Source organism: Pseudomonas sp. GM_Psu_1 (genome assembly GCF_026544185.1).
Taxonomy (GTDB): Bacteria; Pseudomonadota; Gammaproteobacteria; order Pseudomonadales; family Pseudomonadaceae; genus Chryseomonas; species Chryseomonas oryzihabitans.
Window position 1 is genome coordinate 162,260 of sequence record NZ_JALNUX010000010.1, and the last position, 24,101, is coordinate 186,360.

Sequence of the window (24,101 nt, forward strand, 5' to 3'; positions counted from 1 at the left end):
TATTACAAGAAAGGCACGGCGCCAGGATCAGGCGCGCGGCGCCGGAGGTATCCTTCCATGTTCGAACTCAATGCCCAGCATATCCGCATGGCCCAGCAGGCGCCGGACAAGGCGACCGCCCTGGCCATGCTCGCCGAGTCCCTGGTGACCGATGGCCTGGTCGCCCCGGGTTATCTCGACGGGCTCAAGGCCCGCGAGGCCCAGGGCTCCACCTACCTCGGCCAGGGTATCGCCATTCCCCATGGTACGCCGCAGACCCGCGACCAGGTGTTCGTCACCGGCGTGCGGATGATGCAATTCCCGCATGGCGTGGACTGGGGCGACGGTCAGCTGACCTACCTGGCCATCGCCATCGCCGCCAAATCCGACGAACACCTGCGCATCCTGCAGCTGCTGACCCGCGCCCTGGGCGAGAGCGATCTGCAACAGGCGCTGCGCGACGCCCGCGAACCCCAGCAGATCCTCGACCTGCTGCAGGGGGCGCCCCAGGCCCTGGCGCTGGACGAAGAACTGGTGCAGCTGGCCATCGATGCCGAGGACCTGGAAGACCTGGCCTGGCAGGGTGCGCGTATGCTCAAGCACATGGAATGCGTGGGGGCCGGTTTCGCCGGTGCCCTGCAGGCCAGCCAGCCGCTGCCCCTGGGCGACGGCCTCTGGTGGCTGAACAGCGAGACCGCGGTGAAACGTCCCGGCCTGGCCTTCGTCACCCCACTGCAGACCCTGCAGGTGCAGGAGCAGCCGGTACGTGGCCTGTTCTGCCTGGCCAGCCTGGGCGAGGGCCATCGCGCCCTGCTCGAACGCCTCTGCGATCTGCTCGTCGCCGGCCGTGGCCAGGAGCTGGCCCAGGCTACCTCCCGCCGCGCCGTGCTCGAGGCCCTGGGCGGCGAAGTCGCCCCGGACTGGCCCAGTGCCCAGGTGGTGCTGGCCAACGCCCATGGCTTGCACGCGCGTCCGGCCAAGGAGCTGGCGCGGCTGGCCAAGGCCTATGACGGCGAGATCCGCGTGCGCGTCGACCACGGCGCCCCGGTCTCGGCCAAGAGTCTGTCGCGGCTGCTGGCGCTGGGCGCCCGGCGCGGCCAGACCCTGGAATTCCTGGTCGAGCCCGGCACCCCGGCCGAGGCGGCCTTGAACGATCTGATCGGCGCCGTACAGGCCGGTCTCGGCGAAGAGGTGGAGCCGGTCACCGCCAGCGCCCCGGCTCCGGCCGGTGCCGCGCGGGTCACCGCCATCAGCCTGGTGGACCCGTCCGAGCAACTGCCGCTGGCGCCGGGCGATCGCGCCCAGGCCGTGGCCGCCGCCCCCGGCCTGGCCGTGGGCCCGGCCCATGTGGTGGCGCTCCAGCACTTCGACTATCCCGCCACCGGTGAAGGCGCCGCCGCCGAGCGCCAGCGCCTGGACGCGGCCCTGGCCGCGGTACGCGCCGATATCGAGGCGCTCATCGCGCGCAGCGAGGCCAGCGCCCTGCGCGAGATCTTCCTGACTCACCTGGAGATGCTGGAAGACCCGGATCTGCAGCAGGGCATCGCCGCCCGGCTCAAGGCCAACGCCAGTGCCGCCGCGGCCTGGGCCGCCCAGATCGAGGAGGCGGCCAGCCAGCAGGAGGCCCTGCACGACCGGCTGCTCGCCGAGCGCGCCGCCGACCTACGCGACGTCGGTCGTCGGGTACTGGCCCAGCTGTGCGGCGTCGAATCCGCCCGCGAACCCGAAGAACCCTATGTGCTGGTGATGGACGAGGTCGGCCCGGGCGATGTGGCGCGGCTGGACCGCGAGCGCGTCTGCGGCATCCTGACCGCCCGTGGTGGCGCCAGCTCCCACAGCGCCATCGTCGCCCGCGCCCTGGGCATCCCGGCCATCGTCGGCGCCGGCCGCCGGGTGCTGGACCTGGCGCCGCGCAGCGTGCTGCTGCTGGATGGCGACAAGGGCACCCTGGAAATAGCCCCGGACGCCAGCCGTATCGAGGCCGTGCAGCGCGAGCGCGAGGTCCAGGCCGAGCGCCGCCGCGCTGCCGAGGCCCGGCGTTTCGAAAGCGCCACCACCCGCGATGGCCACCATGTCGAGATCGCCGTGAACCTGGGTGATACCGCCCAGGCCGCCGCCGCGGTGGAGCAGGGCGCCGAAGCCGTCGGCCTGCTGCGCACCGAACTGGTGTTCATGAGCCATGACAGCGCGCCCGACGAGGCCGCCCAGGAGCAGGAATACCGCCGTGCCCTCGATGGCCTGGCCGGCAAGCCGCTGGTGGTGCGGACCCTGGACGTCGGCGGCGACAAGCCGCTGCCCTATCTGCCGCTGCCACCGGAAGAGAATCCCTTCCTCGGCATCCGTGGCATCCGCCTGACCCTGCGCCGTCCGGAGCTGCTGGAAACCCAGCTGCGCGCCCTGCTCAAGGCCGCCGATGGGCGGCCGCTGCGGATCATGTTCCCCATGATCGGCCGGGTCGAGGAGTGGCGTCAGGCCCGTGACATCCTCGCGCGCCTGCGCCAGGAGATCCCCACCACCGATCTGCAGGTCGGCATCATGATCGAGGTCCCCTCGGCCGCGCTGCTGGCCCCGGTGCTGGCGTCGGAAGTGGACTTCTTCAGCGTCGGTACCAATGACCTGACGCAATACACCCTGGCCATCGACCGCGGGCATCCGCTGCTGTCGGGCGAGGCCGACGGCCTGCACCCCAGCGTGCTGCGCCTGATCGACATGACGGTGCGCGCCGCCCATGCCCACGGCAAGTGGGTCGGCGTCTGCGGCGAGCTGGCCGCCGATCCCCTGGCGGTGCCGGTGCTGGTCGGCCTGGGCGTGGACGAGCTGTCGGTTTCGGCGCGCAGCGTGCCCCTGGTCAAGGCCCGGGTCCGCGAGCTGGAGTTGCGCCAGGTGCAGTCCTGCGCCGCGCGCGCCCTGGAGCTGGGTACCGCTGCCGAGGTGCGGCAGAGCGTGGAGGCCCTGCGATGAGCCGAATCCTCACCCTGACCCTCAACCCGGCGCTGGACCTCACCGTCCAGTTGCCGGAGCTCAAGCCCGGCGCGGTGAATCGCAGCGAGGCGGTGATCGTCCATGCCGCCGGCAAGGGCATCAACGTCGCCCAGGTGCTGGCCGATCTCGGCCATGAACTGACGGTGAGCGGCTTTCTCGGGGCCGACAACGCGGCCGCCTTCGAAGCCCTGTTCGCCCGCCGCGGCTTTACCGACGCCTTCGTCCGGGTCGCCGGCGAGACCCGCAGCAACCTCAAGCTGGCCGAGGCCGCGGGCCGCATCACCGACATCAACGGGCCTGGCCCGGAGGTGTCCGCCGCCGCCCAGCAGGAATTGCTCGAGACCCTGGATCGCCTCGCGCCCGGCCATGACGCCGTGGTGGTGGCCGGCAGCCTGCCGCGAGGGGTAAGCCCCGAGTGGCTGGCCGCGCTGGTCGGCCGCCTCAAGTCGCTGGGCCTGCCGGTGGCGCTGGACACCAGTGGCGCCGCCCTGCGCGCCGCCCTGGCCGCCGGTCCGTGGCTGATCAAGCCCAATACCGAAGAACTTGCCGAAGCCTGCGGCGCACCGGCCGAGACTGCGACCGAGCAGGCGCTGCTGGTCGAACAGCTGCGGGCCCTGGGCATCGAGCACCTGGTGATCTCCCAGGGCGCCGATGGGGTGCGCTGGTATGGCGCCCAGACCCTGGAGGCGCAGCCGCCCAAGGTCACCGTGGCCAGCACCGTCGGCGCGGGGGATTCCCTGCTGGCCGGCATGCTGCACGGCTTGCTCACCGGCCAGGCGCCGGAGCGCACCCTGACCACGGCCACCGCCATCGCGGCCCTGGCCGTGACCCAGATCGGCTTCGGCATCAATGATCCCGCGCAACTCGCCGTCTTCGAAGACCAGGTGCAGGTGCGTGTCCTTCCCGACTTTCCGCTAGAACAAGAATCAGGGGTAAACCCATGAACATCGCCATCGTCACGACCTGCCCGACCGGCATGGTCACCAGCGTGCTCAGTGCGCGCCTGCTGGACGCCGCCGCCCAGCGCCGCGGCTGGACCACCAGCGTCGAGATCCACGACGGCCCCGAGGCCACCCTGCTGACCGACGACCAGGTGGCGCGTGCCGAACTGGTCGTGGTGGTCCACACCGGCGCGGTCGACCTGTCGCGCTTCGTCGGCAAGCGCGTCTACCGCGCCGCCCCGGCCGAAGCCCTGCGTGATGTCGATGCCTTCCTGCAGCGCGCTTCCAGCGAAGCCAAGGTGCTGGAACAGGCCCCGGCGGCGGGTGGCGCTGCCCCCAGCGCTCCCGCCAGTGCCAGCGAAACCCCGCGGCTGGTGGCCATCACCGCCTGCCCGACCGGGGTCGCCCACACCTTCATGGCCGCCGAGGCGCTGCAGAACGCGGCCAAGAAGCTCGGCTATCGCCTGCACTTGGAGACCCAGGGCTCGGTAGGGGCACGCAATCCGCTGCCGGCCGAGGCCATCCGCGATGCCGACGTGGTGCTGCTGGCCACCGACATCGAGGTCAATGTCGAGCGCTTCGCCGGCAAGCGCGTCTATCGCTGCGGCACCGGGGTCGCCCTCAAGCAACCCGAGGCGACGATCAAGAAGGCCCTGGCCGAGGGCGAGACCCTGGCCGGCAGCGCCGCGCCAGCGGCGGGCGAGGGCGCCAAGCCAGCCAAGAAGGAAGGCGCGGGCGTCTACAAGCACCTGCTCACCGGGGTGTCATACATGCTGCCGATGGTGGTGGCGGGCGGTCTGCTGATCGCCCTGTCCTTCGTCTTCGGCATCGAGGCCTTCAAGGAGCAGGGCACCCTGGCCGCGGCGCTGATGCAGATCGGTGGTGAATCTGCCTTCAAGCTGATGGTCCCGGTGCTGGCCGGCTACATCGCCTACTCCATCGCCGACCGTCCGGGTCTCGCCCCCGGCATGATCGGCGGCTGGCTGGCGGCCAGTCTGGGCAGCGGCTTCATCGGCGGCATCATCGCCGGCTTCCTGGCCGGCTACTTGGCCAAGGCCATCGCCCAGCACGTCAAGCTGCCGGCCAGCGTCGAGGCGCTCAAGCCGATCCTGATCATTCCGCTGTTCGCCAGCCTCATCGTCGGCCTGGTGATGATCTATCTGGTCGGCACCCCGGTGGCCGGCGCCCTGAGTCGACTCACCGACTTCCTCAACAACCTGGGCACCAGCAACGCCGTGCTGCTCGGCCTGATCCTCGGCGCCATGATGTGCATCGACTTCGGCGGCCCGATCAACAAGGCCGCCTATGCCTTCACCGTCGGCCTGCTGGCGTCCAAGACCTACGGGCCGATGGCCGCCACCATGGCCGCCGGCATGGTGCCGCCCATCGGCATGGGCATCGCCACCCTGCTGGCCCGGCGCAAGTTCGCCCAGAGCGAGCGCGAGGCGGGCAAGGCGGCGTCGGTGCTGGGGCTGTGCTTCATCTCCGAAGGCGCGATTCCCTTCGCCGCCAAGGATCCGCTGCGGGTGATCCCGGCCAGCGTGATCGGCGGTGCCCTCACCGGCGCCCTGGTGATGCTGTTCAACTGCAAGCTGATGGCGCCCCACGGCGGCCTCTTCGTGCTGCTGATCCCCAACGCCATCAGCCACGCCTGGCTGTATCTGGCGGCCATCGCCGCCGGCAGTCTGGTGACCGGGGTCATCTACGCGGTGCTCAAGCGCAACGAAGCCGCCACCGAGCTGGTCCCCGCGGCCTGATCCGGGCCCTGGCGATACCGCTGTAACAAGAGGTTACACTGGGAGGCTCTCGCCTCCTGGTGGCCTCTTCTCCATGTCCGATCCCGTCTATCCCGATACCGATCCCGAAGTCGCCGCCCGGCGTCGGCTGCATCTGCTGCGCCATCGCCGGCGCCGTCGGCTGCGCGAGTGGCGCCAGCGCGTCGCCTTCTGGGTCGGCGCGGTGCTGGTGGGCCTGGCCGGTCTGGGCTTCGCCTGGCTGGCCGATGCCTCCTTCGGCCTCTTTCAGCAGCTGCTGCAGCACAGCGCCTTCTGGCCCTGGCTGGTGACGCCCCTGGGCTTCGCCGGACTGGTCTGGCTGACCCAGGGCGCGCTGCGCGATGCCCGTGGCAGCGGCATCCCCCAGGTCATCGTCACCCTCGAACGACCCGAGGCGGACCTGCGCGCCCGGCTGCTGGCGCCCCCCATCGCCCTGGCCAAGCTGCTGCTCACGGCCGGTGCCCTGCTGGTGGGTGGCTCGGTAGGGCGGGAAGGACCCACCGTGCATGTCGGCGCCGCCTTGCTCTACGGCTTCGGCAAGCGCCTCGGCCTGCATGGCCGCCGCACCCTGTCCGGACTCATCCTCGCCGGGGGCGCTGCCGGGATCGCCGCTGCCTTCAACACGCCCCTGGGCGGAGTGGTCTTCGCCATCGAGGAACTCACCCATACCTTCGAGCAGCGCTTCAGCGGCCTGGTGCTGACCGCCGTGCTGCTCGGCGGCATCGTCACCCTGGGCATCGTCGGCCCCTACAGCTATCTCGGCGCCCTGGACCTGCACCTGACCTGGGGCCTGGGCTGGATCGGCGTCGCTGTCATCGGCGTTATCGGCGGACTGCTCGGCGGGTGCTACGGCCGCCTGGTGCTGCCCACCGAGCGGGGCTGGCTGGGGCGCCTGAATGCCCTGCGCGGGCGCCGCCCGGTGGCTTTCGCCGCCGGCTGTGGCCTGGTGCTGGCGGCGTTGGGGCTGTTCTCCGGCCAGCACGTGTTCGGTACCGGTTACGCCGAGACCCATGCCATCCTGGCTGGCGAACCCGTGACCGGCGGCGACTTCCTGCTGTGGAAATTCCTCGCCAACGTCGTCTCCTACCTGGCCGGGGTGCCGGGCGGCCTGTTCTCGCCCTCGCTGGCGGTGGGGGCGGCCCTGGGCCCCTGGCTGGTCGACTGGCTGCCGGGTATCAGTCTGCCGCAATGCGCCTTGCTGGGGCTGGCTGCCTACCTCGCCGGGGTCACCCGCACCCCGCTGACCGCCACCGTCATCACCCTGGAGCTGGCCCACAGCCCGGACATGGCGCTGCCGGTGCTGGCGGCCTGTCTGCTGGCCGCCGCCGTCTCCGGCTGGCTGATGCCGGTGCCGCTCTACCATGCGCTGTCGCAGCAGGTGCTCAACGCCCTGACGCCCCGCCGCGACTAGGCCCTGTACGAAAATGCCTGCGCTCGGTGATGCTTCGTTGAAAAACGCTTCGGAATGCTCATTTACCACTCGTAAACTCCGCTTCCTCAGCGTTTTTCGCCTCGCCTGACCGTCGCTCGGCGACTTTTCGTACAGAGCCTAGGCCCTAGCGCCCGCCACCGATATCCAGCAGGGCGCCGGTGGTGTAGGAGGCTTCGTCCGACAGCAGCCAGAGGATGCCGGCGGCGATCTCCTCGGCCTCGCCCGCACGCCCCAGCGGGGTGGCCACGCCCAGGCGCTCGGCGCGGCCCGGCTGGCCGCCGCTGGCGTGGATGTCGGTAAGGGTCACGCCGGGTCGCACCGCATTGACCCGCACCCCGTGCGGGCCGAGTTCCTTGGCGAGGCCCAAGGTCAGGGTGTCCAGCGCCGCCTTGCTGGCGGAATAGTCGACGTATTCGTTGGGCGAGCCCAGACGCGCCGCGATGGAAGAGACATTGACGATGGCACCACCGCGGCCGCCGCGCTCCCGCGACAGATGGCGAGCCGCCTCGCGGGCACAGAGAAAGGCGCCATAGACGTTGACCTCGAACATCCGTCGCAATCGCTCGGCGCTCATGTCCACCAGTGGCTGCGACTGATCGACGATCCCGGCATTGTTGACGAAGGCGTCCAGGCCGCCGAAGCGCTCCACCGTGCGCTCGAACAGCGCCAGCACCTGGGCTTCGTCGGCCACGTCGCCGCGCAGCGCCAGGCCTTCCACGCCCAGCGCCTCGATCTCGGCCAGAGTGGCCCGGGCCGCGGCCTCGTCCTGGCGATAGTTGAAGGCGACGTTCCAGCCGCGGCGGGCGGCGCCAAGGGCCGTGGCGCGGCCGATGCCACGACTCGCGCCGGTGATGAGCAGGGTCTTGCGCATGGTGAAAACCTCGGGCTAGAGAGGGTAGGGGTAACGGCTAACCGTCTGATGTAGCGAAAAAAGCTTGGACGTCCCCGTCGTTTCGCCTAAAAGTAAGGCGAACGGCACGCGCCGCATTATCCGCGGCCACTTCGCGATCTGATTCCTAAGCGCTTGCAGAGGTCAATCCTGATGACGAGACCCCGCTTCATCTCGCCCAACGAAGTTTCCGCGCTCCGTACCAACATCCTCTCCAAGCTCACCTATGCCGTCGGCAAGGATCCCGACAACGCCCTCGACCACGACTGGTTCCAGGCCACCGCCCTGGCCGCCCGGGACTACATCGTCGATCGCTGGATGAGTCGCACCCGCGACGCCTATCGCACCGGCCAGAAACGGGTCTACTACCTTTCCCTGGAATTCCTCATCGGTCGCCTGCTGATCGACAGCCTGTCCAACCTCGGCATCCTCGAAGAGACCCGTCGCGCCCTGGCCGACCTCGGCGTCGACCTGGAACGCATCCGCGGCCTGGAGCCGGACGCCGCCCTGGGCAACGGTGGCCTCGGCCGGCTGGCCGCCTGTTTCATGGAAAGCATGGCCACCCTGGGCATCGCCAGCCACGGCTACGGCATCCGCTACGAGCACGGTCTGTTCCGCCAGGTGATCGCCGACGGCTTCCAGCTGGAGCAGCCGGAAAACTGGCTGGATTTCGGCAATCCCTGGGAATTCGAACGCGCCGAGGTGGTGTACGAGATCGGCTTCGGCGGCCATGTCGCCCCCTATGGCGAAGGCGATCCGCGGCGCCAGGTGTGGACGCCCGGCGAGCGCATCCGCGCGGTGGCCTATGACACCCCGGTGATCGGCTGGGGCGGGGAGGGCGCCAACACCCTGAGACTCTGGCGTGCGCGACCGCTGGAGATCCTCCACCTGGAAACCTTCAACGCCGGCGATCACGTCGGCGCCGTGGCCAACGAGGCCCGCGCCGAGAGCATCTCGCGGGTGCTCTATCCGGCCGACAGCAGCGAGGCCGGCCAGGAATTGCGCCTGCGCCAGGAATACTTCTTCGTCGCCGCCTCCCTGGCCGACCTGACCCGCCGCCACCTCAAGCAGCACAGCGACCTGCTCAGCCTGCCCGAGCACGTGTCCATCCAGCTCAACGACACCCACCCGGCCATCGCCGTGGCCGAGCTCATGCGGCTCCTGGTGGACGTCCACGGCATCCCCTGGGACGCCGCCTGGAGCACCACCGTCGGCACCCTCAGCTACACGAACCACACCCTCTTGCCCGAGGCCCTGGAAACCTGGCCGGTACAGCTGATGGAGCGCCTGCTGCCGCGGCACATGCAGATCATCTACCTGATCAACGCCCAGTTCCTCGACTCCCTGCGCGCCCGCGGCGAGACCGATGGCGGCATGATTTCCTACGTCTCCCTGATCGACGAAAGCCAGGGGCGCCGCGTGCGCATGGGCAACCTGGCCTTTCTCGGCTCGCACAGCATCAATGGCGTCTCGGGGTTGCACACCGACCTGATGCGCAAGACGGTCTTCCGCTCGCTGCACCGGCTCTATCCGGATCGCATCAACAACAAGACCAACGGCATCACCTTCCGCCGCTGGTTGCACCAGGCCAATCCGGCGCTCACCGACCTGCTGGTGGATACCCTCGGCCAGGGCGTGCTGCACGATCCGGAAAAGACCCTGCCGCTGCTCAAGCCCTATGCTAACGATAGCAATTTCCGCGAGCGCTTCGCCCTGCAGCGCCAGCGCAACAAGGACACCTTCACCAGCCTGGTGAAGCAGCGGCTGGAGATCGACCTCGATCCCAATGCGCTGTTCGATGTCCAGATCAAGCGCATCCACGAGTACAAGCGGCAGCTGATGAATCTGCTGCAGACCATCGCGCTGTACCAGGCCATCCGCGACAACCCCAACGGCGACTGGACGCCGCGGGTCAAGATCTTCGCCGGCAAGGCCGCCGCCAGCTATCACCAGGCCAAGCTGATCATCAAGCTGGCCAACGACGTGGCCAAGGTGGTCAACAACGACCCCCTGACCCGTGATCTGCTCAAGGTGGTCTTCCTGCCCAACTACAACGTCAGCCTGGCCGAGGTCATCATTCCGGCGGCGGATCTTTCCGAGCAGATCTCCACCGCCGGCATGGAAGCCTCGGGCACCAGCAACATGAAGTTCGGCCTCAACGGCGCCCTCACCATCGGCACCCTGGACGGCGCCAACGTGGAGATGTGCGAACTGATCGGGGAAGAGCACATGTTCATCTTTGGCCTCAAGGCGGCCGAGGTGGAAGAGCGCCAGCGCAGCGGCGGCATCTCCTCGGACATCATCGAGAATTCGCCACGCCTGGCCCAGGTGCTGGCGGGTCTACGCGCCGGTCAGTTCTCGCCCGAGGATCCGGCCCGCTACAACAGCCTGCTCGACGTCCTGACCTGGCACGACCGCTTCCTCGTCTGCGCCGACTTCGACGCCTACTGGGAGGCCCAGCGCCAGGTCGAGACCCGCTGGCAGCAGCCGGACAGGTGGTGGCAATCGGCGGTGATCAACACCTCCAGCATGGGCTGGTTCTCCTCCGACCGCACCATCCGCGAATACGCCACGGAAATCTGGAAGGCGCTGTAGTCGAGCACGCTTCGCGGCCATGGCGGTCCGCCGCTGCGGCCGCTCCTACGGGCAAGGCACCCTCCTGTAGGAGCGGCCCATGGCCGCGATAAGGACCACCATAGAGTAGGTGCCCAGGCAGGATTTGCTGGGCTTCGCTACGCTCAACCCAGCCTACGGCGGCCGGCCCTGGCCACGATCAGCTATCCCCCGATTGAGAACCCGCGGCTTCCACACCGTCTACATCCTTGCAGCATCCGCCCCGCAAGCCCGTCACCGGAGTCCCCATGCCCCGCACCTCTACCCGCCTCGAAGCGGGCAATCCTGCCCATTACGGTGCCACCCTCGTCGAGGGCGGCATCAACTTCGCCGTCTGGTCGCCGGCGGCTGAAGCCGTCGAACTCTGCCTCTACGATGCCAAGGGGGAAGCCGAGACCCAGCGTCTGGCCTTTCGCGAACACGAAGGCGGCGTCTGGCATGGTTTCCTGGCCGGTGCCAAAGCGGGTCTGAGATACGGTTTGCGCGCCCAGGGTGCCTACCGTCCCCAGGACGGCCTCAGATTCAACGCCAACAAACTGCTGGTGGACCCCTGGGCCCTGGCGGTGGACCGGCCCTTCCAGCTGCATCCCAGCACCTATGGTTTCCATCCCGAAGATCCCAATCGTCCGGACGCGCGCGACAGCGGTGCCCATGTCCCCAAGGCCATCGTCCTGCCGCCGGTCGATAGCCTGACGCCAGCGCCCAAGCGCCGCGACGCGGGACTGATCTACGAATTGCACGTACGCGGCCAGACCCAGCTGCATCCGCAGGTGCCCGCCCGCCAGCGCGGCACCCTGGCGGCGCTGCGCCATCCGGCGCTGATCGAGCACTGGCAGCGCCTCGGCGTCACTACCCTGGAGCTGCTGCCCATCGCCGCCTGGGCCGACGATCGCCATCTGCCCGCCCTGGGGCTGGCCAACTACTGGGGCTACAACCCGGTGGTCATGGCGGCGGTCGATCCGCGCCTGGCCGGGCGCGAGGCCCTCGCCGAATTGCGCGAGACGGTGGCCACCCTGCAGGCGGCCGGCTTCGAGGTGCTGCTCGACGTGGTCTTCAACCACACCGGCGAAGGCGACGAACTCGGCCCCACCTTCAATCTGCGCGGCCTGGACAACGCCGGCTACTACCGGCTGCAGCCGGACGATCCGGCGCGCTATATCAACGACATGGGCTGCGGCAACTGCCTGGCGCTCTACAGCCCGCCGGCGTTGCGCCTGACCCTGGACAGCCTGCGCCACTGGGTCACCGCCGCCGGTGTCGACGGCTTTCGCTTCGACCTGGCGCCTGCGCTGGGTCGCCTGGAAAGCGGCTTCGATCGCGACGCGCCACTGCTGCAGGCCCTGGCCCAGGATCCGCTGCTGCGTGAGGTGCGACTGGTGGCGGAACCCTGGGACATCGGCCCCGGCGGCCATCAGGTCGGCGCCTTCCGCGCGCCCTGGCAGGAATGGAACGACGCCTTCCGCGACGACGTGCGCCGCTTCTGGCGCGGCGACGACGGCCTGAGAGGCGCCCTGGCGACCCGCCTGGCCGGCAGCGCCGATCTCTTCGGTGCGGGTGATCGCTCCTTGCGCACCAGCGTCAACTTCGTCACCGCCCACGACGGCTTCACTCTGGCCGACCTGGTCAGCTACGCCGAAAAGCACAACGAGGCCAATGGCGAAGGCAATCGCGACGGCACCACCGACAACAAGAGCTGGAACAATGGCGTCGAAGGACCGAGCGACGACCCCGCCGTCCTGGAAGCCCGCGCCGCCGATCAGCGCGCTCTGCTGGCGACCCTGATCCTGGCCGGGGGCGAACCCATGCTCACCGCCGGTGACGAATTCGGTCGCACCCAGCAGGGCAACAACAATGCCTATGTGCAGGACAATGAACTGTCCTGGCTGGACTGGCAGCAAGCCGTCAGCCCGGCCGGGCAGCAGCAGAGCGCCTTCGTCGGTCGGCTCATGACGCTGCGCCAGGAGTTACCGGCCCTGCAGGCGCAGCGGCTGCTCGGACGACCCGATCCCCGTGGCTGGGTCAGGATCGAATGGCTCGATGCCGACGGTGCGCCGATGGACGACGGCCGCTGGCAGGCCGGGGGCAGCCTGCCGCTTGCCCTCACCCTGGAGCCCCTCGACGGAGCGGATCAGCCCCAGGCCGCACGGATCTGGCTGGCCTTCCAACCGCGGCGGGAGGAAATCGACCTGCGCCTGCCGCCGTCACGTGACGGACATCACTGGGTGATACAGCTGGACAGCCGTCAGCCTGAACTGGAACCCGACTCGGCAGTCTATCCCAGCGCCGAAAATCTCCGTGCTGGCCGAGGCGTACTGCTGGCCGTGGAGACCCCGAACGCGCCCTAGACGCGCGTTCCCTGCCGGCCGCCGGTGCCCGGCGCCTCGTTGCCCCCGGCGACAGCGTCCGGAATCGGCACTGGCTGGCAGACCTGGCCTGACGGTCCGCTCTGCTTGAGACGGAGCTTGAGCTTTGGCGCTACACTCGCGCCCATCATTACAAGGAGCACCGCGATGTCCCGGATATCCCTCAGTCGTTACCTCATCGAGCAGACCCGCAGCCACAAGACCCCGGCCGACCTGCGCTTCCTCATCGAAGTCGTGGCACGGGCGTGCAAGCGCATCAGCTACGAGGTGTCCAAGGGGGCGCTGGGTGGCGTGCTTGGCAGCATGGGCACCGAGAACGTCCAGGGTGAGGTGCAGAAGAAACTGGACGTCCTGTCCAACGAGATCCTGCTGGAAGCCAACGAATGGGGCGGCACCCTGGCCGGTATGGCCTCCGAGGAAATGGACCAGGTACACCAGATTCCGGGTCACTATCCCAAGGGCGCCTACCTGTTGATGTTCGACCCCCTGGACGGCTCGTCCAACATCGACGTCAACGTCTCCGTCGGCACCATCTTCTCCATCCTGCGCAAGGACTTCGTCAGCAGCACCACCGGTGACGTGACCGAAGAAGCCTTCATGCAGAAGGGCACCGAGCAGGTAGCTGCCGGTTACGCCATCTACGGTCCCCAGACCATGCTGGTGCTGACCCTTGGCGACGGCGTCAAGGGCTTCACCCTGGATCGCGAACTGGGCAGCTTCGTGCTGACCCACGAAGACATCACCATCCCCGAGACCACTGCCGAATTCGCCATCAACATGTCCAACCAGCGCCACTGGGAAGCCCCGGTCAAGCGTTACGTGGACGAGCTGCTGGCTGGCAAGGAAGGTCCCCTGGGCAAGAACTACAACATGCGCTGGATCGCCTCCATGGTGGCCGACGTCCATCGCATCCTTACCCGCGGCGGCATCTTCATGTACCCGCGCGACGCCCGCGAGCCGGAAAAGCCCGGCAAGCTGCGCCTGATGTACGAGGCCAATCCCATGTCCATGCTGGTCGAGCAGGCCGGTGGCGCCGCCACCAACGGTCACCAGCGCATCCTCGACGTCCAGCCGGACGGCCTGCACCAGCGGGTGGCGGTGTTCCTGGGCTCCAAGGAAGAAGTGCAGCGCGTGACCGAGTACCACCGTCAGCGTTGATCCCTCCCAGCCGGGCCGCCTGCAACGGGCGGTCCGCTGCTCCGCTCGTGTCCTGCCTCAGCGTTCAGCTCCGATTCAGTCCCCTTAATCCTGCGCTAATCCGCCGCCGCCGAAGATGGCCGCGCAGCCGGTCGGGCTGTATTCGCATCGCGTGAGGAGCCTTTCACCATGAACGCCCTGAAATCCCGTGTCGTCCTCTTCGGCCTGCTGGCCCTGGCCAGTCATCAGGTCTTTGCCGCCGATCCCCAGAATTTCGCCGGCCTCACCTATGGCAAGAGCTACGACAACTTCAGCAACAGCCACGCCCTCGACCGCAACCTGAACGGCCCCGATACCGATGGTGCCATCGATGGCAGCAACACCTGGGGGCTGCGCCTCGGTCAGCAGAACGACGCCGGTCGCTACTACGCCACCCTCGACCAGGCCAGCGGCAGCAGTGATGGCCTGAGACTCAAGCAGCAGGACCTGACCGGCAGCTACGATGCCTTCTATCCCCTGGGCGACAGCACCAAATTGTTTGGCGGCGGCACCCTGGGCGTCGCCCGGGTCACCCAGGATGGTTCCAGCTTCGGCCATGACAGCGACCTCGGTTATGTGGCCGGGGTCCAGGCCGGCATCCTGCAGCAGGTCAACGACCGCACCTCCCTGGAAGCCGGCTATCGCTACCTGCGCAGCAATGCCAAGCCGGACATCGATCAGGACGGCAGCAAGCTGGGTTCGAGCCAGCTCGACAGCAGCAAGGAAATCTACCTGGGCATGAACGTCTATTTCTGAGGCGTGGCCGGGGCGACAGCGTTCGCCCCGGCTGTCAGCTGAAGGGATCCAGACCCGAGAAGGCCGCCACCAGCGTGACGGCGACCACCCCGAGGGCGATCTCCACGGCCGTGGCCCGGCGCAGCAGGTGCCAGGCCTGGGGGCCCTGTCCCAATCGCGGCACCAGCAGATAACGATTGGCCAGGGCCAGGACGACCATGGTCGCCACCACCAGCACCTTGGCCAGCAGCAGGCCGGAGTAGGGCGTCAGCCGCAGCAGGCCGGCCGGACCGAGGATCAGCAGGCTGTTGAGTGCACCGCTGAGCAAGGCCAGCGCCACGCTGATCTGCCCCGGTAGCGAGTAACCGCGCAGCAGCCGCTGGACCTCCCCCCTGAGCCGGGCCGGAGGCCGCCCCAGGCACAGCAACACCCCGGGCAGACTGCCCAGCCAGAGTCCCGTGGTGAGCAGATGCAGGGCCTGGTTCAACCTGTGCACCCCGCCGAGCGCGCCCGCGGTCGCGGCGGCATGGCCATCCAGGGCCAGACTGGCCAGCAGCAGGCCACTCAAGCCCCACAGCCAGCGAACGCCACGCATCCCGGGTCCCGCCAGCAGCCACAGGGCCAGCAGCAGGCCCAGCGGCAATTGCCAGCGCCAGCCCTGGCCGGCCTCGGTGGCCAGATAGAGCTGCCACAGCGGCAGGTTGAAGGCATCCGTCCAGCCATCGCCGACCAGCGCGGCCTGCAGCGGCAACAGACTCAGCACCCCGAGCAGCAGCAGGGCCCCCAGCAGGCGGGCCGCAGGGCGCGCCCGTTCCAGCAGCCAGCCGCTCAAGGCTGGGCGACCCAGCCAGAGCGCCAGCGCCAGATAGCCCCAGGTCAGCAGCAGCGGCAGCAGAAAGAGGGCGCGGGCGAGGGGGCGCCAGGCATCGGGCGTCGCCAGTCCGCCGTCCATCCTTACTGGACGGTGAAGCGATAATCGCCCTGGGTCTTGTGTCCGTCCTTGGCCAGCACCCGCCATTTGACCTGGTAGCGACCCGCTTCCAGCGGTGCCTCCAGCGGCACCTCCAGGGTGCGTTCGTCACCACCGGAAATCACCTTGCCGGTGGTGATCGCCGTACTGGCCTGACCCTCCAGCCGCTGCAGCTGCACCTGGCTCAGAGACGCCTCGACCCCTTCGGAAAAGCTCAGACTCAGCTGCTTCGGTGCCGGGCTGGTGCTGTCGGGGGCAGGCTCGGCGCTCTTCAGGTGACCATGGGCCAGGGCCAGCCCCGGCAACAGCAGAGAGGTCAGGGCGAGACGGCGAGCGAGACGCAGGGCAGCGGTCATGGAGAACTCCAGCGGCAGAAGGAAACCGCCAGCTTAGCAGTCCGCCCGAGTGGCGTCCGCGCCCGGCGCCTGTTCCGCCGCGCGTGCCGCGCACTCGACGAAGGTCCGGGCGGTGCAGCTGCGGCAAACCTCCGGATCCAGGCGCGGATAGATGCTGCGCAGGGCTTGATCCTTGGACGAAAAGATATGGCCGTCGCCCAGCTCCTTGAGAAAGCCGGTCTTGGCGAACAACTGCAGCACCGGCGTGCGCGGGCGATGGAAATAGATATCGCCACCCTGGGCGCGTCGCTCGCGCCATTCGCGCCGCCAGAGGTCGTTACCCGCCAGGTCGATGAAATTCATGCTCTTGGTCATGAACAGGGCGTGCTTCTGCCCGGGCTGGGCGCTGCGAAAGCCGTCCAACTGATCGCCGACATGGGGCACGGCGCCAAAGAACACCGAGCCTTCCACCCGCACCAGCTTAAGTTGCGGACACTCCTGCGCCGGCTGGCCCAGTTCGTCCAGCGGGGTGAAACGGCGCTCGGGGGTACGGGGATCCGGCACCAGCGGGCGGATGGCCGGGTGCGAGGTGCGATAGAGGTAGGCCACCAGGGATACCAGGGTGCCCAGCAGCACGGCGCGGTCCAGGGGAATGGTCAGGGTCGCCAGCAAGGTCACCCCGGCCACCAGGGCCTCGGTGCGGCTGACCCTCAGCACCTCGCGCCAGCGCCCCAGGTCCAGCAGCCCGCGCGCCACCAGCAGCAGGGTAGCGGCGATGGCAGCCAGCGGAATGGCCGCGATCAGGGCGCCGCCAAAGGCCACCAGGGCCACCACCAGCAGGGCGGCGAACACCGCCGCCAGCGGGGTGCGGGCCCCGGCTTCGAAATTGGGCATGGAGCGATTCAGCGAGCCGCAGGAGACATAGGCCGAAAAGCAGCCGCCGACCAGATTGGCCAGGCCCTGGCCACGGAATTCGCGATTGACGTCCAGCCGCTGTCCGGAGCGCTGGGCCACCGCCTTGGCGATCGACAGCGACTGCCCCAGGGCCACCAGGGTCAGGGCCACGGCGATGCCGGAGAGATTGCCCAGGTCCTGCAGGGTGACGTTGGGCAGATGGAAGGGCGGCAGCGCCGACGGGATCCGTCCGACCGTGGCGATCCCCTGGGCCGCGCCCGCCACGCTGCGCTCCAGGATCCAGGCGCTCAGGCAACCGGCCAGCAGACCCAGCAGCATGGTTGGCCAGCGCGGGCGCAGCCGCCTCAGCAGCAGGGTGGCGACCAGGGTCACCACGCCGATCACCAGCGAGGGCCAGTGGATCGCCAGGGGATGGGCGACGACATAGCCGAGCACGCCAAAGGCCGAGGTGCCCAATGGCGGCGACAAGCCGAGCAAATCCTTGAGCGAATAGAGCCCGATCAGCACCGCGGCGCCACTCATGAAGCCGAGCAGCACCGAGGGCGAGATGAAGTTGGCCACCGCGCCCAGGCGCAGGGCGCCCACCGTCAGTTGCAGCAGGCCGACCAGCAGGGTCACCGCCAGCGCCAGATCGATATAGGGGCCGGAGCCCGCCAGCGCCAGCGGAGACAGCGCCGCCAGCAGGGCCAGGGAGTTGGCGTTGGTCGGCCCGGTCACCACATGGCGACTGGAGCCCGCCAGGGCGGCGACGATGCAGGGCACCACGGCGCCATAGACGCCGTATTGCGGAGGCAGTCCGGCCAAGGTGGCGAAGGCCACGCCCTGGGGCAGCGCCAGGACCGCGCCCAGCAGACCCGCGCCAAGATCCGCCTTCAGGGTGGTGCGGTCCACCTCGCGGAGCCAGGGCAGCAGGGTCGAAAGGGCGGGCATGGGGCGCTCCTGGAACAAGGGTCGCCCACTCTACCGATTCCGGTCGCCGGTGGGCTACCCGAGTCCCGCCGTCGCCGTTCGCCGCCACGACATCGAGGCCGTGTTCATTTCTTCACCAGTCGCCGCCAGCCCGGTCTCTGTGGCGTTCTCGTGACTTCATGCACGGGTTATCCACATCACTGTACACGGTCCCTGTGGGTAACCTCGGCCGCTAGCCGTCGTGGCTGTTGGCGGCGATGCGATGGATCGACAGGTCGGCGCCCTGGTATTCCTCTTCCTGACTCAGACGCAGCCCCAGCACGGCCTTGAGCAGCCCGTACACCGCCAGGCCGCCGAGCAGGGCGACGGCGATACCCAGTCCCGTGCCCGCCAGTTGCGCCAGCACGCTCACCCCACCCAGGCCGCCAAGTGCGGTCTGGCCGAACAGGCCACAGGCGATGCCGCCCCAGGCGCCGCAGAGGCCGTGCAACGGCCAGACGCCCAGCACATCGTCCAGCTTCCAGCGCGTCTGCACCGCGGTGAAGGCCCAGACGAACAGGGCGCCCGCCACCAGCCCGGTGGCCAGGGCGGCGATCGGATGCATCAGGTCGGAGCCGGCACAGACGGCGACCAGGCCGGCCAGGGGCCCGTTGTGCAGGAAGCCGGGGTCGTTGCGCCCGAGCAGCAGGGCAGCCGCCGTCCCGCCGACCATGGCCATCAGCGAATTCAGCGCGACCAGGCCACTGACGCCTGCCAGGCTCTGGGCGCTCATCACGTTGAAACCGAACCAGCCGACGATCAGGATCCAGGAGCCCAGCGCCAGAAAGGGGATGTTCGACGGCGGAAAGGCCACCAGCCGGCCTTCGCGATAGCGACCCTGACGCGGCCCCAACAGCAGCACGGCCGCCAGCGCCAGCCAGCCACCCACGGCGTGCACCACCACGGAGCCGGCGAAATCGTGGAAGCGCGCGCCGAACAGCGCTTCGAACCTGTCCTGCAGCCCCAGGTTGTTGTTCCACATCAGGCCTTCGAAGAACGGATAGACGAAGGCCACGATCAGCGCGGTGGCGCACAGCTGCGGGACGAAACGCGCCCGCTCGGCGATGCCGCCGGAGATGATCGCCGGGATGGCTGCGGCGAAGGTGGCGAGGAAAAAGAACTTCACCAGCCCATAGCCGCTGTCGGCGGTCAGCACCTGGGCAGGCGCGAAGAAGGTCACGCCATAGGCGATCCAGTAGCCGACGAAGAAATACACCAGGGTGGAAATGGCGAAGTCGGCGAGGATCTTGGACAGCGCATTCACCTGATTCTTGTGCCGCACGGTACCGGCTTCGAGAAAGGCGAAACCGGCGTGCATGGCCAGCACCATCACGGCACCCAGCAGCAGGAACAGGGTATTGGCACTGTGGACCAGGGTCGCCACAGCGGAAGGCAATTCGTTCATCAGGGCAGTCGTCGCTAAGGGTTGCACCAAAAACATGCCTGGCGGCTGCTTGATGCGCGCTTTTAGGGCGTGCTGCAGCTCTCGGCAGGTTCAGTCTTGCCGCCAAGCAGAGCGCAACGGGGAATTAGCGCGGGGATGCGCCAGGGCGGTGCGAATCGGAAGGGCGTGCACCAGGAGATAGCAAAGGTCGTGCCGCTAGAGCGCACGCATCACGATACGACCACTGCTCAGGTTGCTCAGCAGCGTCGCTACCTCGTCGCGTCGCTGGGGCTCGACCGCAATCCGCAAGTCGATCTCCAGCGCCTGATAGTCCTCGGCGAGCACGAGCACCGCCAGGGCTGCCAGGCGCGCCTTGATCAGCGGCCACTCCGCATAGGTACAGGCGAAGCCATAGTCCTGCCGCACCACCAGCGGCTGCTTGTCCGCCTGTTGCAGGCAACGGGCGGCGCAACCGCCATAGGCGCGCACCAGGCCGCCGGTACCCAGCTTGATGCCGCCGTACCAGCGGATGACCACCACCACCACCTGATCGCAATCCTGCCCCTCGATGGCGGCCAGAATGGGCCGGCCCGCCGTCCCACCGGGTTCGCCGTCGTCATTGAAGCGGTATTGATTACCCAGCTTCCAGGCCCAGCAGTTGTGGGTCGCGGTCGGCACGCTCACGCGGTCGATGAAGGCCATGGCCGCTTCCACCGTGGTGACGGGCGCGGCGAGGGCGAGAAAACGACTCTTGCGCACCTCTTCCTCGCAGGCGGCATCCTGGATCAGGGTAAAGGTCATGGTGCCTGAAGACCCAGTCCCTTGAGGATGACATGGGTCAGGGTCCGCGCTGCCTCGTCGAAATCCTGCCGGGTCAGGCGGGTGCGCCCGGTTACCTGGCAGATCTGGCTGGCGAAGTCGGCATAGTGCTGGGTACTGCTCCACAACAGGAAGATCAGGTGGACCGGATCCACCGGATCCATCTTGCCAGCCGCGATCCAGGCATCGAACACCGCTGCCCGGCTGCGAAACCAGGTCTGGTAGTCCTGATCGAAATACTCGTACAGGCAATGACCGCCGCCGATGATCTCCATGGCGAAGATCCGGGAGGCCAGCGGTTGCCGACGCGAGAATTCCAGCTTGGCGCGGATGTAGCGGCTCAAGGCTGCCGCCGGATCGTCTTCCACGGTCAGGTGATTGAAGGTGCTGTCCCAGAGTTCGAGGATGTTGCCCAGCACGGCCATATAGAGGCCGAGCTTGTTGTTGAAGTAGTAATGAAGATTGGCCTTGGGCAAGCCAACGCGTTGCGCGATGGTGTTCATGCTGGTGCCCTTGAAGCCATGGCGGGCGAATTCTTCCTCCGCCGCGCTCAGGATCAACTCCTCATTCTTCTGCCGGATGCGTCCGGCCGGCTTGTCCTGGCCGGCGTGATGGGCGGGTACGAGAAGGGTCATGACAACTGGAGGATCCTGAGGCGCGGCAGGCATCAATAGCGTACCCCCGGCCCTGGACACAAGGGCTGTTTTACCGGTGTGGCGCTGGCGAGCTGCATTCCGTCACCGCTGCGCGGCGCTCCTCGGGCAGCAACAGGTTGAGCAGGATGGCGGTGATGCCGCCGCTGGTGATCGCGGTGTCGAAGAGATTCTTCACCAGTGGCGGCAGCTGATCCAGCAGCGTCGGCTGGCTGGCGATACCGAGACCCACGCCAAGGGAGGTGGCGATGATCAGCAGGCTGCGGCGATCCAGGGTGCAGTGCGCCAGCAGCCGTATCCCGGCCGCGGCGACACTGCCGAACAGCACCAGGGTCGCACCGCCCAGCACCGGCTTGGGAATCTGCTGCAGGACGGCGCCCAGCACGGGGAACAGACCCAGCACCAGGAGGATGGCGCCTATCCAGTAGCCGACATGGCGGCTGGCCACGCCGGTCAGCTGGATCACCCCGTTGTTCTGCGCAAAGGTGGTGCTGGGAAAGGTATTGAAGGTGGCGGCGAGCAGGCAGGCGACGCCATCACCCAGGACCCCGCCCCGCAACCGCCGCAGATAGCCGGGTCCTTCGACGGGTTGCCGCGAAATCAGGCAGTTGGCGGTCAGGTCGCCGGTGGTTTCCAGGGTGCTGATCAGATAGATGAGCGCGACCGGTAGGAAGGCCGACCAGTCGAAGGCGAAGCCGAAATGGAAGGGGAGGGGGACGCTGACCAGGGGCAGGTCCGGCAGCGGCTGAGGTTTCAACAGGCCGCAGGTCCAGGCGGCGAGGGAGCCCACCAGCAGGCCGATCATCACCGCCGACAGCCGCAACCAGGGACGCCGCGACAGATTCAGGCCGATGATGACCACCAGCACCAGACCACCGAGAGCCAGGTTGATCGGTGCGCCGAAATTGGCGGCCTTGGCGCCCCCGCCGAGATCGGTGACGCCCACCCTGATCAGGCTGATGCCGATCAGGGTGATGACGATGCCGGTCACCAGTGGCGTGATCACCCGGCGCAACAGACCCAGGCAGCGACTCAGGCCGATCTGGACGAAGGCGCCAAAGAAGCAGACGCCAAAGATCATCGCCAGGATGTCCTCCGGCGTCCCGCCGCGCTGCTTGACCAGCATCCCGGCTGCCAGGACCGCGGATAGAAAGGAGAAGCTGGTGCCCTGCAGGCAGATCATGCCCGCGCCCAGTCCACCGGCACCCCGCGCCTGCAGAAAGGTACCGACGCCCGACACCATCAGCCCCATGCTGATCAGATAGGGCAGGTGCTCGTGCAGCCCCAGGGCGCCGGCAATGATCAGCGGTGGGGTGACGATCCCCACGAAGCTCGCCAGGACGTGCTGCAGGGCGGCGCAAAAGGCCGCGACCGGGGCCGGGCGATCGTCCAGGCCATAGAGCAGATCATCGCGGACGGGAGTGGGCATGGTGATTACCTCGCAGTGGCGCTGCGGGCCGGTAAGGCGGCTGCAGCGCCAGAAGTGGGCCTGGCCAGGCTAGAACTGATACTTCACCAGGAAGCTGAAAACGCTCTGGTCGGTACGAAAGCCCTCGCTGTCCTTGATGCCGTACTTGTCCGACCAGTAGTCGTACTCGGTCCCTACATAGAGGTGCTTGGCCTCGTAGCCCATGGCCTTGCCCAGGTCGTACTTGACCTGGGGATTGAAGTGCAGATTGGCGTGATAGCTGCCCTTGTTGTTCATCACCCAGTCCATGTAGCCATCGATGAGCAGATCCGAATTGCCCAGGGGCAGGGTGTAGGCCCAGACCGGCGTGAGCTGCCAGGCACCCGAGGGGGCACTGCCGCCATCCGGCTTGCGGTAATAGAGATTCAGCTGGAAGTAGTCGAAGCCCGGCACCTTGAGGTCGAAACCCGGACCGACCAGATAGTTGCGCTGGTCACGGCCGGCGCCCTCGCCATCGTTCTGGTCGTATTCCAGGGTGGTGGCGAGCAGGACATCGGTGACCGGACCAAAAGAAAGGTCCCGCCCGGACAGCTTGCCGAAGGACAGTCGCGGACTGATCTCGCCATAGAAGCCCTGATGACCGTCGCTGGCGTTGGTCGCACCGTTGAACCAGATGCTGTCGACGAAGAGGAAGAGATCGCCCCAGGTCCAGCTGCTGGCATGCTCGAAGGTGACGGTCTGCTGGATGCGGGGATCGACCCGGAAATCCTTGCCATATAGATAGGTGAGGCTTTCACCGTGCCACAGCAGTGGGCTGTCAGCGGCGTGGGCGGCACCGGCTGTGAACAGGCTGGCGGTCAGCAGCGCGGTGGTTAGGGTCTTGCGCATGTAGGCTCCTGGAAGTGCTTTCTCGTTATGTGCAGCGTCCGCCGTGCTCAGCAAAATCGACGCCAAGCTCCGGCGGGCGGGAGAAAATAGTTATTTTTCAACGCCTTGTATAAGGATTCCGGGAAATTTCAGCTGTTTGGCAGGGCACCAAACCTGACCACTTGCTCAGTTTTCGTGCCCTGAAGGGGCGCCCGCAGCGGCGCTGCTGCGAAACAGCGCACAGGGGGCCGCGCAGTGCTAAGGTGCTGGGCGACCCCGCAGGAGATAGTCATGAAGTTGCTTATCGGTATGCTGACGGCCTTGCTCTGCTGCTCTTTCGCCTCGGCTCAGGTCCCCCAGGGTGGGACGGGACAGCCAGGCATCCTCATGATCACCCGGGGCGATGCCTACTCAGGTTCGGGATGCGACATAGGTCTGGTGATTCAGGGGCGCCTCGCCGGCACCCTGATGGCCGGTCAGAGTGCTTCCTTCAATCTGCCGCCTGGCGAGATCGCCGTCAGCCTTACCTCTTCCGGCCCGGGGGGTTGCGCGGCGCCCATGGCCAGCAGCGTCGCCCAATCCATCCTGCTGACTCCTGGGGAGATCAAGCAGTACCGGATCATCGCGACCGAGGCGGGGTATCGGCTGGCCCCCATCCCCCTTTATTGAAGTTTTTTGAAATAACCTGTTGACCTGCTCTGAAACTCCCCTATAATGCGCCCCACTTCCGGCGCAGACGCTGAAGCGGCTTGAAAATCAAGCACTTAGGTCTGAGCCGGGCGAGGGGTCCACGGATTCTTCGCCATTTGGCTCTCACCTTCGGGTGATGACGAAATGAAGCGGAGGGGGTTGACAGCGTCTTGGGATGCTGTAGGATTCGCCTCCCGCTGCCGAGATTGGTTAGACCGGTCAGGCAG

Annotated in this window: 18 protein-coding genes; 9 read left to right on the forward strand and 9 right to left on the reverse strand. The window is 67.7% G+C overall.

Annotated features, from left to right (window positions below; translation table 11 throughout):
- Positions 1–57 precede the first annotated feature (57 nt).
- From ptsP to OXS31_RS17550, 4 genes are all read left to right on the forward strand, one after another.
- The gene (gene ptsP / locus OXS31_RS17535) at positions 58–2,940 is read left to right on the forward strand and encodes a phosphoenolpyruvate--protein phosphotransferase (protein ID WP_181085097.1); all 2,883 of its coding nucleotides are present in this window, start codon (positions 58–60) and stop codon (positions 2,938–2,940) included.
- Positions 2,937–3,905: a 1-phosphofructokinase gene (gene pfkB / locus OXS31_RS17540; RefSeq protein WP_027600297.1), complete on the forward strand. Its 969-nt coding sequence runs from the start codon at positions 2,937–2,939 to the stop codon at positions 3,903–3,905. The genes ptsP and pfkB overlap by 4 nt, the downstream gene beginning before the upstream one ends.
- Positions 3,902–5,659, forward strand: a complete 1,758-nt coding sequence (locus tag OXS31_RS17545) for a PTS fructose-like transporter subunit IIB (RefSeq protein ID WP_267400962.1) — start codon at positions 3,902–3,904, stop codon at positions 5,657–5,659. Before pfkB ends, OXS31_RS17545 begins: the two co-directional genes overlap by 4 nt.
- A gap of 73 nt (positions 5,660–5,732) precedes the next feature.
- A complete protein-coding gene (locus OXS31_RS17550; RefSeq protein WP_267400964.1) occupies positions 5,733–7,088 on the forward strand; it encodes a chloride channel protein in 1,356 nt (451 codons plus the stop codon).
- Between the two features lie 145 nt (positions 7,089–7,233).
- Here the strand turns inward: OXS31_RS17550 and OXS31_RS17555 are convergent, their stop codons facing one another.
- Complete coding sequence (locus OXS31_RS17555; RefSeq protein WP_267400966.1) at positions 7,234–7,980, reverse strand: SDR family oxidoreductase; 747 nt, start codon at positions 7,978–7,980, stop codon at positions 7,234–7,236.
- 171 nt (positions 7,981–8,151) lie between these two features.
- Between OXS31_RS17555 and OXS31_RS17560 the strand changes: the two genes are divergently transcribed.
- From OXS31_RS17560 to OXS31_RS17575, 4 genes are all read left to right on the forward strand, one after another.
- Entirely contained in the window at positions 8,152–10,593 is a 2,442-nt protein-coding gene (locus OXS31_RS17560) for a glycogen/starch/alpha-glucan phosphorylase (protein WP_108582573.1), read from the forward strand.
- A 266-nt stretch (positions 10,594–10,859) separates the two neighbouring features.
- Positions 10,860–12,956: a glycogen debranching protein GlgX gene (gene glgX, locus OXS31_RS17565; RefSeq protein WP_267400971.1), complete on the forward strand. Its 2,097-nt coding sequence runs from the start codon at positions 10,860–10,862 to the stop codon at positions 12,954–12,956.
- A 165-nt stretch (positions 12,957–13,121) separates the two neighbouring features.
- Positions 13,122–14,132 (forward strand): class 1 fructose-bisphosphatase, encoded by a 1,011-nt coding sequence (locus OXS31_RS17570; protein ID WP_007162011.1) that lies wholly within the window; start codon positions 13,122–13,124, stop codon positions 14,130–14,132.
- A 168-nt stretch (positions 14,133–14,300) separates the two neighbouring features.
- Positions 14,301–14,906: an outer membrane beta-barrel protein gene (locus tag OXS31_RS17575; RefSeq protein ID WP_027600763.1), complete on the forward strand. Its 606-nt coding sequence runs from the start codon at positions 14,301–14,303 to the stop codon at positions 14,904–14,906.
- Between the two features lie 34 nt (positions 14,907–14,940).
- Here the strand turns inward: OXS31_RS17575 and copD are convergent, their stop codons facing one another.
- The 8 genes from copD to OXS31_RS17615 form a co-directional block, all read right to left on the reverse strand.
- A complete protein-coding gene (copD, locus tag OXS31_RS17580; RefSeq protein WP_267400979.1) occupies positions 14,941–15,837 on the reverse strand; it encodes a copper homeostasis membrane protein CopD in 897 nt (298 codons plus the stop codon).
- Between the two features lie 2 nt (positions 15,838–15,839).
- A complete protein-coding gene (copC, locus tag OXS31_RS17585; protein WP_007162008.1) occupies positions 15,840–16,211 on the reverse strand; it encodes a copper homeostasis periplasmic binding protein CopC in 372 nt (123 codons plus the stop codon).
- A gap of 33 nt (positions 16,212–16,244) precedes the next feature.
- Positions 16,245–18,035, reverse strand: a complete 1,791-nt coding sequence (locus OXS31_RS17590; protein ID WP_267400983.1) for a SulP family inorganic anion transporter — start codon at positions 18,033–18,035, stop codon at positions 16,245–16,247.
- Between the two features lie 211 nt (positions 18,036–18,246).
- Entirely contained in the window at positions 18,247–19,458 is a 1,212-nt protein-coding gene (locus tag OXS31_RS17595) for an ammonium transporter (protein WP_058792203.1), read from the reverse strand.
- Between the two features lie 195 nt (positions 19,459–19,653).
- Positions 19,654–20,238, reverse strand: a complete 585-nt coding sequence (locus OXS31_RS17600) for a YigZ family protein (RefSeq protein ID WP_042137249.1) — start codon at positions 20,236–20,238, stop codon at positions 19,654–19,656.
- On the reverse strand, positions 20,235–20,891 hold the full coding sequence (locus tag OXS31_RS17605) for a TetR/AcrR family transcriptional regulator (RefSeq protein WP_027600306.1): 657 nt from the start codon (positions 20,889–20,891) through the stop codon (positions 20,235–20,237). The genes OXS31_RS17600 and OXS31_RS17605 overlap by 4 nt, the downstream gene beginning before the upstream one ends.
- Positions 20,892–20,961: 70 nt before the next feature.
- On the reverse strand, positions 20,962–22,338 hold the full coding sequence (locus tag OXS31_RS17610; RefSeq protein WP_197851830.1) for a nucleobase:cation symporter-2 family protein: 1,377 nt from the start codon (positions 22,336–22,338) through the stop codon (positions 20,962–20,964).
- A gap of 69 nt (positions 22,339–22,407) precedes the next feature.
- Positions 22,408–23,205, reverse strand: coding sequence for a DUF5020 family protein (locus OXS31_RS17615; RefSeq protein ID WP_197851831.1), 798 nt, complete (start codon positions 23,203–23,205; stop codon positions 22,408–22,410).
- Between the two features lie 270 nt (positions 23,206–23,475).
- Between OXS31_RS17615 and OXS31_RS17620 the strand changes: the two genes are divergently transcribed.
- Positions 23,476–23,853 carry a hypothetical protein gene (locus OXS31_RS17620; protein WP_007162001.1) on the forward strand — a complete coding sequence of 126 codons (378 nt, stop codon included), beginning with the start codon at positions 23,476–23,478 and terminating at the stop codon, positions 23,851–23,853.
- Positions 23,854–24,101: the final 248 nt, after the last annotated feature.